The sequence below is a fragment of the Rhodococcus sp. PBTS 1 genome (assembly GCF_001620025.1).
GTDB classification, from domain to species: domain Bacteria; phylum Actinomycetota; class Actinomycetes; order Mycobacteriales; family Mycobacteriaceae; genus Rhodococcoides; species Rhodococcoides kroppenstedtii.
The window spans coordinates 2,277,777-2,291,176 of record NZ_CP015219.1 but is presented as its reverse complement, the minus strand read 5'-3'; the positions used below and the strand labels follow the sequence as shown (position 1 = coordinate 2,291,176).

Annotated in this window: 14 protein-coding genes; 7 read left to right on the top strand and 7 right to left on the bottom strand. The window is 72.2% G+C overall.

The window, feature by feature from the left end; all coding sequences use genetic code 11:
* Position 1: 1 nt before the first annotated feature.
* Together A3Q40_RS10310 and A3Q40_RS10305 are read left to right on the top strand one after the other, a co-directional pair.
* Entirely contained in the window at positions 2-862 is an 861-nt protein-coding gene (locus A3Q40_RS10310) for a carbon-nitrogen hydrolase family protein (protein ID WP_261774935.1), read from the top strand.
* On the top strand, positions 844-1,905 hold the full coding sequence (locus A3Q40_RS10305; RefSeq protein WP_068102020.1) for an MSMEG_0565 family glycosyltransferase: 1,062 nt from the start codon (positions 844-846) through the stop codon (positions 1,903-1,905). Before A3Q40_RS10310 ends, A3Q40_RS10305 begins: the two co-directional genes overlap by 19 nt.
* A gap of 105 nt (positions 1,906-2,010) precedes the next feature.
* On the opposite strand, the gene A3Q40_RS10300 is transcribed toward A3Q40_RS10305, so the two are convergent.
* From A3Q40_RS10300 to A3Q40_RS10290, 3 genes are read right to left on the bottom strand one after another with little or no spacing between them, the layout of a single operon-like run.
* Positions 2,011-3,324 carry a primosomal protein gene (locus tag A3Q40_RS10300; RefSeq protein ID WP_068102019.1) on the bottom strand — a complete coding sequence of 438 codons (1,314 nt, stop codon included), beginning with the start codon at positions 3,322-3,324 and terminating at the stop codon, positions 2,011-2,013.
* Between the two features lie 52 nt (positions 3,325-3,376).
* A complete protein-coding gene (locus A3Q40_RS10295; protein WP_068102017.1) occupies positions 3,377-4,495 on the bottom strand; it encodes a C40 family peptidase in 1,119 nt (372 codons plus the stop codon).
* The gene (locus A3Q40_RS10290; protein ID WP_068102015.1) at positions 4,492-4,794 is read right to left on the bottom strand and encodes a type VII secretion target; all 303 of its coding nucleotides are present in this window, start codon (positions 4,792-4,794) and stop codon (positions 4,492-4,494) included. Before A3Q40_RS10290 ends, A3Q40_RS10295 begins: the two co-directional genes overlap by 4 nt.
* 126 nt (positions 4,795-4,920) lie before the next feature.
* On the opposite strand from A3Q40_RS10290, the gene upp reads away from it, so the two are divergent.
* Positions 4,921-5,544, top strand: coding sequence for a uracil phosphoribosyltransferase (upp, locus tag A3Q40_RS10285; protein ID WP_068102012.1), 624 nt, complete (start codon positions 4,921-4,923; stop codon positions 5,542-5,544).
* A gap of 3 nt (positions 5,545-5,547) precedes the next feature.
* On the opposite strand, the gene A3Q40_RS10280 is transcribed toward upp, so the two are convergent.
* The 3 genes from A3Q40_RS10280 to A3Q40_RS20205 are packed head-to-tail and all read right to left on the bottom strand — an operon-like array spanning position 5,548 to position 8,176.
* Positions 5,548-7,173, bottom strand: coding sequence for a phospho-sugar mutase (locus A3Q40_RS10280; RefSeq protein ID WP_068102010.1), 1,626 nt, complete (start codon positions 7,171-7,173; stop codon positions 5,548-5,550).
* On the bottom strand, positions 7,170-7,994 hold the full coding sequence (locus A3Q40_RS10275) for a purine-nucleoside phosphorylase (protein ID WP_068105879.1): 825 nt from the start codon (positions 7,992-7,994) through the stop codon (positions 7,170-7,172). Before A3Q40_RS10275 ends, A3Q40_RS10280 begins: the two co-directional genes overlap by 4 nt.
* 26 nt (positions 7,995-8,020) lie before the next feature.
* Positions 8,021-8,176 (bottom strand): hypothetical protein, encoded by a 156-nt coding sequence (locus A3Q40_RS20205; RefSeq protein ID WP_156511655.1) that lies wholly within the window; start codon positions 8,174-8,176, stop codon positions 8,021-8,023.
* Positions 8,177-8,289: 113 nt separating this feature from the next.
* Between A3Q40_RS20205 and A3Q40_RS10270 the strand changes: the two genes are divergently transcribed.
* From A3Q40_RS10270 to A3Q40_RS10260, 3 genes are read left to right on the top strand one after another with little or no spacing between them, the layout of a single operon-like run.
* The gene (locus A3Q40_RS10270; protein ID WP_068105877.1) at positions 8,290-8,991 is read left to right on the top strand and encodes an enoyl-CoA hydratase/isomerase family protein; all 702 of its coding nucleotides are present in this window, start codon (positions 8,290-8,292) and stop codon (positions 8,989-8,991) included.
* A gap of 34 nt (positions 8,992-9,025) precedes the next feature.
* Complete coding sequence (locus A3Q40_RS10265; protein WP_068102007.1) at positions 9,026-10,210, top strand: M20 family metallopeptidase; 1,185 nt, start codon at positions 9,026-9,028, stop codon at positions 10,208-10,210.
* Positions 10,207-11,373: a M20 family metallopeptidase gene (locus A3Q40_RS10260; RefSeq protein WP_068102005.1), complete on the top strand. Its 1,167-nt coding sequence runs from the start codon at positions 10,207-10,209 to the stop codon at positions 11,371-11,373. The genes A3Q40_RS10265 and A3Q40_RS10260 overlap by 4 nt, the downstream gene beginning before the upstream one ends.
* A gap of 24 nt (positions 11,374-11,397) precedes the next feature.
* Here A3Q40_RS10260 and A3Q40_RS10255 read toward each other — a convergent pair whose 3' ends face one another.
* Positions 11,398-11,862, bottom strand: coding sequence for a gamma-glutamylcyclotransferase (locus tag A3Q40_RS10255; protein WP_068102003.1), 465 nt, complete (start codon positions 11,860-11,862; stop codon positions 11,398-11,400).
* 132 nt (positions 11,863-11,994) lie between these two features.
* On the opposite strand from A3Q40_RS10255, the gene A3Q40_RS10250 reads away from it, so the two are divergent.
* Positions 11,995-13,398, top strand: a complete 1,404-nt coding sequence (locus tag A3Q40_RS10250) for an NAD(P)H-quinone dehydrogenase (protein WP_068102001.1) — start codon at positions 11,995-11,997, stop codon at positions 13,396-13,398.
* The last annotated feature ends 2 nt before the right edge of the window (positions 13,399-13,400 follow it).

The window sequence follows — 13,400 nt, the reverse complement described above, 5'->3', positions numbered from 1 at the left end:
GATGCGCGTCGGGGCGCTCGCCGGGCATTTCGGACGGGACGTCGACCGATGTGTCGACAAGGTCGTGGGGATCATCGAGGACGGTCACCGCCGCGGGGTCGATCTGATCGTGTTTCCCGACGCGTGCCTCGGCGGCTATCTCGGCGACCTGACCGACCCCGACGTGGACGACCTGCCGCCGGCGCTGGATCCCCGCGGCCCCGAACTGACGCGGATCGTCGGGGCCGCCGGGGGCATGACCGTCTGCCTCGGCTACACGGAGTGTGCCGCCGGCGAGCGCTACAACGCGGCGGTCTGTCTCACCGGTGACGGGATCCTCGGCTCGCACCGCAAGGTGCATCGACCCGCCGGGGAGCATCTGGCCTATGCGGCGGGGGAGTCGTTCTCCGCCTTCGACACCCCCGTCGGGCGGATGGGTTTGCTGATCGACTACGACAAGACGTTCCCGGAGGCCGCCCGCACCCTCGCCCTCGACGGCGCCCGCGTGATCGCAGCACTGTCCGCGTGGCCCGCCAGCGTCACCGACCGGGCGTCGAAGTTGGCCAACGACAGGCAGTCTCGCCTGTTCGACCTCTACGACGGAGCGCGGGCCGCCGAGAATCAGGTGGTGCTGCTGTCGTCCAACCACACCGGTGTGATGGGTTCCCTGCGGTTCCTGGGGCAGGCGAAGGTGGTCGGCCCCGGCGGCGAGGTGCTGTGCCGCACGCGGGACAAGGGCGGCCTGGCGTGGTGCGACCTCGACATCGACGCGGAGGTCGAGCGGGCCCGCCGCACCCTGCATCACCTGTGCGAACGGCGTCCGGAAACCTATCGCTCCCATCACCGTATCGACCAGGGGGACCCGTGCGTGTCGCACTCCTGACCTACTCCACCAAGCCGCGGGGCGGCGTCGTGCACACCGTCGAACTGGCGGAGGCGCTGGCCGCCGCCGGAGCCGACGTCACGCTGTGGTCGCTCGCACGCGGGGGCGACGAGGGCTTCTACCGTCCGATCGATCCCGCCGTCACCGTCCGGCTGGTGCCGTTCCCGCACCGTGAGGGCGAGTCGGTCGGTGACCGGATCCTGCGTTCGATCGCGTTGCTCGGCAGCGCGTTCGAGGCCGGCTCGGCGGACATCGTCCACGCCCAGGACTGCATCTCGGCCAACGCCGTCGGGCGCTGCATCCGCACGATCCATCACCTCGAGACCTTCACCACGCCCGCCCTGGCCGCCTGTCACGAGAAGGCCATCGTGCAGCCCTACGCGCATCTCTGCGTGTCGCGGTCCGTCGCGGACGAGGTGGCCGCGGGCTGGGGCCTCGACCCGACCGTCATTCCGAACGGTGTCGACGCGGCGCGATTCGCGACGGCGCACGGCGACGAGTGGCGGGCCCGCCTGGATCGGTACGTCCTCGCCGTGGGCGGGATAGAACCGCGGAAGGGCAGCCTCGACCTGCTCGAGGCGTACGCGGTGCTGCGCGAGCGGCGTCCCGACGTGCGGTTGGTCTTCGCCGGGGGCGAGACCCTGTTCGACTACCGCGACTACCGCGCGCGGTTCGACGCGCGGCTCGCCGAGCTGGGCGGGACACCGCCGGAGGTCCTGGGCACCGTCGACCACGACGTGCTCCCGTCCGTGGTGGCCGGCGCCGCGGCGTTCGCGTTCCTCTCGACCAAGGAGGGATTCGGGCTGGCCGCGATGGAGGCGCTGGCGGCGTCGGTCCCCGTGGTGGTCCGCGACCTGCCGGTCTTCCGGGAGGTGTTCGGGCACGCCGTGCGCTACGGGGGGTCCCCCGAGGCGACGGCCGACGCCCTGGAGACGGCGATGGACTCGAATTCCCTGGCGGCCGCGGGGCGTGCGCTTGCGGGGTCGCTCACCTGGGCCGACGCCGCGGCCCGACACCTCGAGTTCTACGAGCGCGTGGGGTGACGGGCCGGGGTGTCATCCCCGAGGGCATGCCCTGGTGCACACAGGTCGGCCCGATCGGCGGGATCCCGTCGATCGGGCCGACCTGTGTGCGCTGAGGCAGGTCGATCAGGAGGTGACGCGCAGCCGCGTCTCGAACTCCCGCTCGAGGTCGCGCCAGGACTCCGCCTCGGCGTCGAACGGCGGGCTCGGCGCCATCCGGCCCGGCGTCGGCTCGAGGATCCCCGATACCAACCACCCCAGCGGCGTGGACGGTGCGAGTGCCTCCTCGACCGACGAGTCGCCCGCGAAATCCGCTGCGTCGGTAATAAGTTCGACGGCCAGATCGAGCTGGTCGGCGTCGACGGCCTCGGGTCCGCGAGCGAGGTCGTCGGCGATGCCCGGCAGAACGTAGACGTTCTCGTCGGTGACCGTCACGTCGAGGGAGCCGTCGATCGCCGCGGTCCGCACGTCGTCGTACGTCTCGAGGGAGGCGAGGTCGTGCTCGTGGTCGTCGGCGAGGTAGCGCGCGAGAGCGCGTTCGCTGGTGAAGACCAGGATCGCGCCGGAGCGGCCGAGGAAGATCGGCTCGTCGTCGAGGTAGCAGCGCAGCGTGTAGTACGTGTTCTCGCCGGTGATGATGCGGATGGGGTCGATGCCCACCGAGGCCCAGAAGTCGTCCTCGTCGAGATCCTCCTCGTCGAGAGTGTCCTCTGCGTCGTCGGCACCCCGGCTCGCCGATGCCCCGCCGACGGCGGGAATCGCGGCGGCGTCGGTGCGGGGCTCGACGTCGAGGTCCGGATCGTCGGTCTCGTCGGGTGCGTCGGCATCGACGATGTTCTCGGCGGCCGCGACGATCTCGGCGTCCGCGTCCGCCACTGCCTTGTCGTCGACCTCGGGGGTGGTGAGCACGCCGTCGATCTCGTCCAGGACGTCGTCCCACCCGGTGGCCAGGGCCGCGCCGATGCGATTCCACAGCTGCTTGCCCTCGCGGCCGACGAACGCGTCGGCTCCCCGTCCGAGCACGGCGAAGAGGTGGTTGGCCGAAAAGTAGCGCGTGACGGTGTCGAGTTCGCAGACCTCACCGAGGGTGCGCGCCATCCCCAGTGCTCGGGCGAGCTCGATCACGGTCTCCTCGGTCGGCTCCTCCGCTGCGAGCTCGGGGACCCCGACGAGGTCGTACACGTGATCGTCGTCCGGCTCGATGTGCTCGGCGGACAGGGCGCGCACGGTGCGCCACTGCGGATGGTCGACCAGATCGTTGTCGTCGTCGGCGCGGATGAACGCCGCGAGGTGGGCGACCGACGGGAAGGCGAACAGCGCATCGTCGCGGCCGAGGAAGGCCTCCCACTCCTCGCCGTCCTCGCGCCATTCCGGCGCCCACAGGGTGACCAGGTCGCCGGCGGTGACTCCGAGCTCGATCGGGACGATGTCCTGTGCCATGCGCGCGAGCCTATCTCAGCGCCGGGGCGGTGGCGGTCCGCGCACCGAGGCCTCATTCCGTGGGCCGATAGAACCCGTGAAAGGCCATGCCCGCGTTGGTGGTTCGGACGGGTGAGACGGACACCGGGTCGCCCGCCTCGACGAGTTGCCCGTTGCCCACCACCATGGCGACGTGGCCGTCCCAGACGGCGAGATCTCCGGGCATGAGGTTCTCCACCGACACCGGGCTCCCGACCGACTGTTCGGCCGCGAGGCGGGGGAGATCCACTCCGGCCTGGCCGTACGCGCTCTGCGTCAGGCCGCTGCAGTCCAGCCCTTGGCCGGGAGTGGTGCCGCCCCAGACGTACGGGGTGCCCTGCTGTGCGAGGGCGAATCGGACGGCCTCGGCCGCGCGGGCGTTCGGCGCCAGCGCGGTGGAGCCGTCCGGCAGCACGACCTCGCGGCCCGTACCTCCGGCGGCGGGGTCGTAGGCCCGGTGTCCGGGTGCGGACTCGGCGGGTCCGGCGTCCGGCGTGCCGGGCATCGGGTCGAGCGTGCGCTGGAGGAACCGCTCGACGTCGGTGACGAGGGACGGTGGGCCCGGCAGGGAGGGCACGACCGGCGGAACCAGAGCCGCCACCTCACCGCCCAGCGCATCCAGTTCCGCGCGGACCCGAGTGGCGACGGCGGCCGCCTGCGCGAGGGCCGTGTCCGCGAGTGTCGCCACGGCCGCGGCCCCGGCCGGGGTCACGGCGGTCGGCAGCAACGGCGTCGCGGCCGCGACGAACGAGGACGCGATTGCCCCGACCTCGGCGGTTCCGCGCGCGACCACCTCGCAGGCCCGAGCGGCGAGCGACGCCAGCGCCTCGGATTCGCGCGCCAACGCCGTCGCGGCCTCGGCGGCGCGGGCCACCAGGTCACCGGCGGCGGTGGCGGCGGGACCGGACCAGTCGACGTCGTCGACCGCGGTCCGCAGCGCGGAGCCGACGGCATCGGCGGCCTGCGCGCCGGCCGCGAGGACGGTGTCCACGGAGCCGGGCGGCAGGACGCCACGGCCCAGCTGGGCGAGCACCCCGTCGATCGGGGCGAGCAGGGAATCGAGGCCGGGCACCGTCAGGGTGACGGTGATCGAGTCCGGCGCCGCGGTGGGTGACAGCCGGACGGGGGACGCCGGCTCGGTGGACGCCCTCATCCGCGGAGGTCCGCGGCCGTGGCGTCGTCACCCTCGGTGTACGCGTGCGCGGCCGCCCCGACCCGCGCGCCGACGGCGTCGACCACCTCGCCGAGCGAATCGAGCGACGCGCAGTGGCGGCCGACGGCCTCGCCGAAGACGGCGGCGAAGGCGCCCCCGATCGGGCCCAGGGCAGGACCCACGACGGCGGCCGCGCGCCCGGCTCCGGCGACGTCCGCCGTGGTCGCGGCGGTGTGGTGCAGCGAGGCGGCCAGGGCGAGCAGGTGCTCCGGGTCGACGTGGACGGCGGGGGTGGTCATGGGCATGTCCTCTCTCGAGCGGTCGCGGCACCGCCCACACACGGAGCGGCCGCTGTCGTCTTGGACGCCGCGCCGCCGGTTCCGGTTCCGCCCTCTAGGGTCGACGGCGTGACCACCACCCCCGGTATGGAGACGATCGTCCTCGACCACCCCCTCGCGTCCGCGCTGTTGACCCAGATGCGTGACCGGGCCACCGACAACCCCGGTTTCCGGTCGGCGCTCCGACAGCTCACCCAGATGCTGGTGTACGAGGCGTTGCGGGACGCGCCCCTCGAGACCTTCGACGTCGACACCCCCGTCGCGACGACCACGGGCTACCGCCTGGCCTCGCCGCCCCTGCTGGTCCCGGTCCTGCGCGCCGGGCTCGGCATGGTGGAGAAGGCGAGCTCGCTCATCCCGCAGTCGCGCGTCGGATTCGTCGGCATCGCCCGCGACGAGAAGACTCACCAGCCGACGCCGTACATGGAATCGCTGCCCGACGACCTGGCCGGCTACCCGGTCTACGTCCTCGACCCCATGCTCGCCACCGGCGGGTCGATGGTGCACACCATCGAATTGCTCGTCCAACGCGGCGCCGACGACGTCACGGCGATCTGCGTCGTCGCGGCCCCGGAGGGCGTCGAGACGCTCGGCGCGGCGGGATTGCCGGTCCGATTGATCGCGGCCGCCGTCGACGAGGGCCTGAACGAGAACGCCTACATCGTTCCCGGTCTGGGCGATGCGGGGGATCGGCAGTTCGGACCGCGCTGACGGTCAGAACGTCCGGGCGAACTCCTCGAGCTCGGTGAGTACGGCCCGCGCGCGTGCCCGCGCCGAGTCGAGGTCCGCTCGGCCGTCCACGGGCTCGATCACCTCGAGGTAGGCCTTGAGTTTCGGCTCGGTTCCCGACGGCCGCACCACCACCCGGAAGCGATCGCCGACGAGTTCCAGTGCGTCGGTGCGCAGTTCGTCGGTGCGATCGTTCATGTCCGACGTCGTGACGGGGGACCCGGCCAGGGTGGTCGGCGGGTTCCGCCGCAGCCGCGTGGTCATGGCGCCGATCTCGGCGAGGTTATCGACCCGTCGGGACACCTGCGCGCCGACGCGGGCACCGAACTCGACGTCGAGGTCGTCCAGGACGTCGAGGACGGTGCGGCCCTGCTCGGCGAGGTCCGCCGCGAGGTGGGCGAGCAGGCCGGCAGCGGAGATCCCGTCCTTGTCGCGCACCGCGTCCGGGTCGACGCAGTGGCCGATGGCTTCCTCGTACGCGTAGACCAGCCCGTCGCCGGCGCGGACGAGCCACTTGAACCCGGTCAACGTCCGACGGTGGCGTGCGCCGCGGGCCGCGGCCAGCGGACCGAGCAGCGTGGACGAGACGATGGTGGTGGCCACCAGGGCGCCCGGTGCGCTCGTGCGCAGAATGTGGTCGGCCAGCACGGCGCCCGTTTCGTCGCCGCTGAGCATCCGCCACCCGCCGGGGCCTCGGACGCCGACGGCGCACCGGTCCGCGTCGGGGTCCAGGGCCACGGCGAGGGTCGCCCCGGTGCGCTCGGCCAGTGCGAGCAGGAGGTCGGCGGCTCCCGCTTCCTCGGGGTTCGGGAACGTGACCGTCGGGAAGTCGGGGTCGGGGTCGAACTGCTCGTCGACCGTGACGACGTCGGTGAAGCCTGCCCGGCCCAGCGCCTCGACCGCGATGGCGCCGCCGACACCGTGCAGGGGTGTCAGCGCGATCCTGATGCGGGAGTGGCCGTCTCGCGGGGGCACGCGGTCCCGGAGCCGGTCGAGGTAGGGGCCGACCACGTCGTCGGTGGTCGGGGTGACGGCGGTCCGGGGGATGCGGGCCGCGCCGTCCGCGGCTCGGATGAGGGACTCGATCTCCCGGTCGGCGGGGGAGACCAACTGCGCTCCGCCGTCGAGGTAGAGCTTGTAGCCGTTGTCGGCGGGCGGATTGTGCGAGGCCGTGATCTGGACGCCCGCGACGGCGCCGCGCGCCCTGGTGGTGAACGCCAGGATCGGCGTCGGCAGCGGGTCCGGGAGCAAGGTCACGCGAAAACCGCTCGCCGCGAACACCTCCGCGGCGGCGGTGGCGAACGCTGCCGAACCGTGTCGCGCGTCGCGACCGACCACGATCTCCGACCCCGGCTCGTGGCGCGCCGCCAGGTACGCGGCGACGCCGGCGCTCGCGCGGACGACGACGGCGACGTTCATGCCGTTCGGGCCGGCGCGGACCGGACCGCGCAGACCGGCGGTACCGAAGGCGAGTGTGGCGGCGAAACGATCGGCCAGGTCGTCGTCGGACGCCGCCACGAGCTCGGCGCGCGCGTCCGGATCCGGATCGTCGGCGAGCCAGCGTTCCAGGCGGTCCCGGAGGTCCCGGCGGTCCTGTTCCGGGGCGGTCACAGGTGCGGAACCAGCTCGCGCAGCAGCGTTCCCATCCGGACGGCCGACGCGGCGCCGGCGGCGATGACCTCCTCGCCGTCCAACGGCTCACCGGTGATGCCCGCGGCCAGATTGGTCACCAACGAGATGCCCAGCACGCGCGCTCCCACGGCCCGCGCGGCGATGGTCTCGTGGACCGTCGACATCCCCACCAGGTCCGCGCCCAGGATGCGGAGCATGCGGATCTCGGCGGGCGTCTCGTAGTGCGGGCCCGGCAATCCGGCGTAGACGCCCTCGGCGAGCGTCGGGTCGATGGACCGAGCCACCGCGCGCAACTCGGCGGAATAGGCGTCGACGAGGTTCACGAACTGCGCCCCGATCATCGGGGAGCGGCCCGTCAGGTTCAGGTGGTCGGAGATGAGAACGGGGTCGCCCACGGCCATCCCGTCCCGGATACCGCCCGCGGCATTGGTCAGCACCACCGTCCGCGCGCCCGCCGCAGCCGCCGTCCGCACTGGATGGACGACGCGCGCGAGGTGATGCCCCTCGTAGGCGTGTGTGCGGCCCAGCAGGATCAACACCGGCGTCTCGCCGACCCCGACCGACCACATGGCGTTCGCATGACCCAGCGCGCGCGGAGCCGCGAAGCCCGGCAGTTCGGACATCGGGACGACGTGGTCCGGCTCGCCGAACTGCTCGGCGGCCTGCTGCCACCCCGACCCGAGCACGACGGCGACGGGATGACGCTCGACGCCCGTGATCTGCACGAGGGCTGCCGCGGCGGCCTCGGCGGCGGTGGTGGGGTCGAGTTCCGGGTCGGCGACTGCGCTGGGGGTGCTCACCACGTCGACCCTAATGCCCCGGACCGTCAATCCGAGAAGGTCCGGTAGAGCCGCCAGAACCACACCGCGGATGCCGATCCGAGGACCACACCGGAACCGTAGGCGCCCACCGACACCAACATCGCCGACGCCGCCACGAGCAGGACTATCGCGACGGTCTGCAGCACGGCGGCGAGGTCCACTCGGACATCGTTCCCTTCGATCGGGGTCGGCGCACCTCGTGAACGGGCCGGTGGTCCGGTCGCCGTGGGCCAGCGCCCGACGGCCCGAGGTTACCGATGAGTACCATCCGATCATGCCTGCACTCGAGCGCGACGGGGACGTCTTCGTCCTCACGCTTGCCCATGCCGACGGTGTCAATCCGGAGAACCGCTTCCACCCGGACTGGATCGAGCAGGTGCACGCCCTGCTCGACGAGGTCGACGCGACCGAGGGGCCGGCTGCTCTGGTGACGGTCGGGGCGGGCAAGTTCTACTCCAACGGACTCGACACGGACTACCTGTTCGCGCACGCCGACCGCATTCCGGAGTACCTCGACCTCGTGCACACCGTCTACACACGGTTGCTGCGGTTCCCGATGGCCACCATCGCCGCGATCAACGGTCACGCCTTCGGGGCCGGAGCCATGCTCGCGTTGTGCCACGACACGTCCGTCATGCGCGCCGACCGCGGCTTCTTCTGCCTGCCCGAGGTGAGTCTCGGCATGCCGTTCACCGAGGGCATGTCCACGTTGCTGCTCGAACGGTTGCCGAACGCCACGGCCGTGGAGGCCATGACGACCGGCCGCCGGTACGGGGCCGCGGACGCGGTCGAGCACCACATCGTCGGCGAGAGCGCGGCCGAGGACGCCGTCGTCGCCCGAGCGGTCGAGATCGCCGCCGCGCGCACCGCGACGCACGGCCCGAACCTGACGTCGATCAAGGACAGCATCCACACGCGGACGCTCGCCGCGCTGTCGGTGCAGACCGGCGAGAGCTCGTTCTCCTTCGGCTCGTGACCGGTGGCACTCGACCGGTGACAGACTGTCGGGCGTGACCTCCTCCCCGGCCGACGCTCTCGACGGCGTCGTCACCGCCGCCGCTCCGGACCTCCTCGCGCTGTCGCACGCGATCCACGCCCGCCCGGAGCTGGCGTTCGAGGAGACGTTCGCCTCGGCGGCCACGGCCGATCTCCTGGCCGCCGGCGGCTTCGAGGTCGACCGCGCCGTGGCGGGGCTGCCGACGGCGTTCGACGCGCGGTTCGGCTCCGGAGACCTGGTGATCGCCCTGTGCGCGGAGTACGACGCGTTGCCGGAGATCGGCCACGCGTGCGGGCACAACGTCATCGCGGCGTCGGCGGTGGGGGCGGGGCTGGCGCTCGCCTCCGTCGCGGACGAGTTGGGCCTGACCGTCCGGGTCCTCGGTACGCCGGCCGAGGAGACCGGCGGCGGCAAGGTGGTCATGCTCGAGGCCGGCCTGTTCGACGACGTGGGCGCGGCGATGATGGTGCATCCCGGCCCGTTCGACATCGTCGCGGCGCGCTCGCTCGCCCTGGCGGACATCGCGGTGCGCTACACCGGCCGGGAGGCCCACGCGTCCGCGGCGCCCGAGTGGGGGATCAACGCCGCCGACGCCGCCACCGTCGCGCAGGTGAGCATCGGCCTGCTTCGCCAGCATCTGCGGCCGGGTCAGCAGGTGCACGGCGTCGTCGGCCACGCGGGAACGGCGCCCAACATCGTCCCCGGGTCGGCGGAACTCCTGTACTACCTGCGAGCCGACACCGCGGACGAGTTGGCCGATCTGGACCGGCGAGCACGCGGGTGCTTCGAGGCCGGTGCGGTGGCCACCGGGTGCACCCACGACGTGGTGACGGTGTCGCCCACGTACACGGAACTGACGCCGGACCCGTGGCTGGTCGAGCGTTACCGCGACGTGGTCGGCGACCTCGGGCGCACCGCCGCGCCCCGCGAGTTCGAGACGTCGCGGCCGTTCGGCAGTACGGACATGGGTAACGTGACTGCGCGCGTCCCGGGCATCCACCCGGTGATCGGGTTGGATTCGCAGGGATCCGTCACCCACCAACCACAGTTCGCTGCGGCATGCGTGACCGAGTCCGCCGACCGCGCCGTGGTGGACGGTGCCCGAGCTCTGGCGCGGGTCGCCGCGCTCGCGGCCACCGACACGCACCACCGCGACCGCCTCGTCGCGGCGGCACACGAGAGGACGAGACGACCATGAATCCCGCCGACGCCTGGATCGATGCACACGGTGCGGATCTGGTGGCGTGGCGTCGTCGCATCCATGCGCATCCGGAGTTGGCGCGGCAGGAGTTCGCGACCACCGCGCTCGTGGTCGACACCCTCCGCGCGGTCGGGCTGTCGCCGACGGTGATGCCGGGTGGTACCGGCGTGGTGTGCGACATCGGTCCCGCGGGTCCGCGGATCGCGCTGCGGGCGGACATGGATGCGCTGCCGCTCACCGAGTTCACGGGGGCGGAGTACTCGTCGACGGTGCCGGGGGTGTCCCACGCCTGCGGTCACGACGCGCACACGACGGTCTTGCTGGCGACGGGCGTGGTGCTCGCGTCGCTGCCGAGTCTCCCGCACGGGGTCCGGCTGATCTTCCAGCCCGCCGAGGAGGTCATGCCCGGCGGTGCGCTGGACCTGGTGGCGGCCGGGGTGCTCGACGGCGTCACCCAGATCCACGCCCTGCACTGCGACCCCCGGCTCGAGGTGGGGAAGGTGGGCATCCGTGTCGGTGCGATCACCTCGGCCGCGGACACGGTCGAACTGCGACTGCACTCGGCCGGCGGGCACACCTCCCGCCCGCACCTGACCTCCGACCTCGTGTACGCGCTGGGGTCTGTCGTCACGGCGCTGCCGGGACTGTTGAGCCGCCGCGTGGATCCGCGGACCAGCACCGTCATGGTGTGGGGTGCGGTGGTCGCGGGCCAGGCGCCGAACGCGATTCCGCAGACGGGCATGCTGACCGGCACCGTCCGCACCGGCGACCACCAGACGTGGGAACTCCTCGAACCGCTCGTGCGCGAGATCGTGGCCGGGGTGCTGGCACCCACCGGGGTGAAGTTCGAGGTCGACTACCGCCGCGGCGTCCCGCCCGTCGTCAACGACGAGCACGCGACGCGCCGCTTCGAGGCGGCCATCCGCACGCTCGGTCCGGACGCGCTCGCGGACACGGCCCAGTCCGGCGGTGGGGAGGACTTCTCCTGGTACCTCGAGCACGTGCCGGGGGCAATGGCGCGCCTGGGCGTGTGGTCGGGCCACGGTCCGCAGCTCGACATCCACCAACCGACGTTCGACCTCGACGAGCGGGCGCTCGCCGTGGGGACGCGGGTCATGACCGCACTGGCCCTCGGACTCGACGGCCCCGAGCACGCCTGAGCCGTCGGCGACCGGGCCGCGCGGTCAGGGCGCGGTGCCCGGCCCCACGTTGCGGGAATTGCGGGTGCGCAGATCGCGCACGTAGTCGGCGGGGGCGCCGGCGATCTCGGCCGCTTCGGCCATGACGCCGAGGTAGCGCGCACTGGGCAGGCCGCCCTCGTACGCGTCGAGGACGTAGAGCCACGCCAGGACCGGCCCGTCCGGGGTGTCCACGCGGAGGCGGATCTTGCGATGGATGCCGAGCTCGGATCCCTCCCAGCGGTCCAGGCGGTCCTCGTCCTCCGGCGGCACGTCGTAGAGAACGACGAACACGCGCGAGTCGGGGTCCTCGACCACCGTGGCCAGCGCGCCTTCCCACCCGATGTCGCCGCCGCCGAAGGTCAGGCGCCAACCCTGCAACCATCCGGTCCCGGCCACCGGGGAGTGGGGGCACCGCTCGAGCATCTGCTCGGGATGCATGTTGGAACCGTAGGCGGCGTAGATCGGCACGGCGGTCAGCCTAATCCGTCCGCGCGACGGGCTCGGGTCGGGGAGCGGACCGTCGGTGCGGTGAATTAGGTTGGACGGTGTGAGTGACCCTCACGCTCGCTTCTTCTCCCGCACATCCACCACGGAGGCTTCATGACCCGCATCGTGATCATCGGCGGCGGACCGGCCGGCTACGAGGCCGCCCTGGTCGCCGCACAACACGGCGGGTCGGTCACCCTGGTCGATTCCGACGGGGTGGGCGGGGCGTGCGTGCTGTGGGATTGCGTCCCCTCCAAGACCTTCATCGCCTCCACCGGCATCCGGACGGACATGCGCCGCGCGACGGACCTCGGTATCGAACTCGATCCGTCGTCGGCCGTCGTCGACCTGCCGCAGATCCACAATCGCGTCAAATCGCTTGCGCAGGCCCAGAGTTCGGACATCCGTGCACGACTGCAGACCGTCGGAGTGCGCGTGCTCTCCGGCACGGCGAAGGTGGTGGACACGCAGCCGGGACTCGCCGCGCACACCGTCGAGGCGGCCCTGTCGACGGGGCAGACCGAGCGCATGGACGCCGAGGTGGTGCTCGTCGCCACCGGCGCGAGCCCCCGGGTGCTGCCGGGTGCCCAGCCGGACGGCGAACGCATCCTGACCTGGCGCCAGCTCTACGACCTGCACGAGCTCCCGTCGCATCTGATCGTCGTCGGATCCGGCGTGACCGGTGCGGAGTTCGTTTCGGCGTACACCGAGATGGGTGTCAAGGTCACGGTGGTGTCGAGCCGTGATCGCGTACTCCCGGGCGAGGACGCGGACGCCGCCCTCGTGCTCGAGGACGTGCTGTCCGAGCGGGGTGTCACGCTGGTCAAGCAGGCGCGCGCCGATTCGGTGACGCGCACCGAGGACGGCATCGTGGTGACGCTCTCCGACGGGCAGACCGTCGAGGGCTCGCACGCGCTCATGACCGTCGGGTCCGTGCCCAACACCGCGGAACTGGGGCTCGAGAACGTCGGCCTCGAACTGGACCGTGGGGGATACCTCCGCGTCGACCGCGTGTCGCGCACCAGCGTGCCCGGCATCTACGCCGCCGGTGACTGCACCGGCCTGCTCCCGCTCGCGTCGGTCGCGGCGATGCAGGGTCGCATCGCGATGTACCACGCGCTCGGTGAGGGCGTCAGCCCGATCAAGCTCAAGACCGTCGCCTCTGCCGTCTTCACCCGCCCCGAGATCGCCACGGTCGGCGTCGGTCAGTCGGCCATCGACAACGGCGAGGTGCCGGCCCGCACGGTGATGCTGCCGCTCAACACCAACCCGCGCGCCAAGATGTCCGGTCTGCGGCGCGGTTTCGTGAAGATCTTCTGCCGCCCGGCCACCGGTGTGGTGATCGGTGGCGTCGTGGTCGCGCCCACCGCGTCGGAGTTGATCCTGCCCATCGCGATCGCCGTGCAGAACAACCTCACCGTTCGCGATCTCGCCCAGACCTTCTCGGTCTACCCGTCGCTCACCGGGTCCATCACCGAGGCCGCGCGTCAGCTCATCAGTCACGACGATCTGGACTGAGC

What these genes read in the sequence shown, in the direction of transcription:
- A3Q40_RS10290 (WP_068102015.1), bottom strand. Translation starts at nt 4,794, where the DNA reads ATGACCACCCCCGCCGTCCACGTCGACCCGGAGCACCTGCTCGCCCTG.
- upp (WP_068102012.1), top strand. Translation starts at nt 4,921, where the DNA reads ATGGAGACGATCGTCCTCGACCACCCCCTCGCGTCCGCGCTGTTGACC.
- A3Q40_RS10270 (WP_068105877.1), top strand. Translation starts at nt 8,290, where the DNA reads ATGCCTGCACTCGAGCGCGACGGGGACGTCTTCGTCCTCACGCTTGCC.
- A3Q40_RS10310 (WP_261774935.1), top strand. Translation starts at nt 2, where the DNA reads ATGCGCGTCGGGGCGCTCGCCGGGCATTTCGGACGGGACGTCGACCGA.
- A3Q40_RS10250 (WP_068102001.1), top strand. Translation starts at nt 11,995, where the DNA reads ATGACCCGCATCGTGATCATCGGCGGCGGACCGGCCGGCTACGAGGCC.
- A3Q40_RS10260 (WP_068102005.1), top strand. Translation starts at nt 10,207, where the DNA reads ATGAATCCCGCCGACGCCTGGATCGATGCACACGGTGCGGATCTGGTG.
- A3Q40_RS10295 (WP_068102017.1), bottom strand. Translation starts at nt 4,495, where the DNA reads ATGAGGGCGTCCACCGAGCCGGCGTCCCCCGTCCGGCTGTCACCCACC.
- A3Q40_RS10300 (WP_068102019.1), bottom strand. Translation starts at nt 3,324, where the DNA reads ATGGCACAGGACATCGTCCCGATCGAGCTCGGAGTCACCGCCGGCGAC.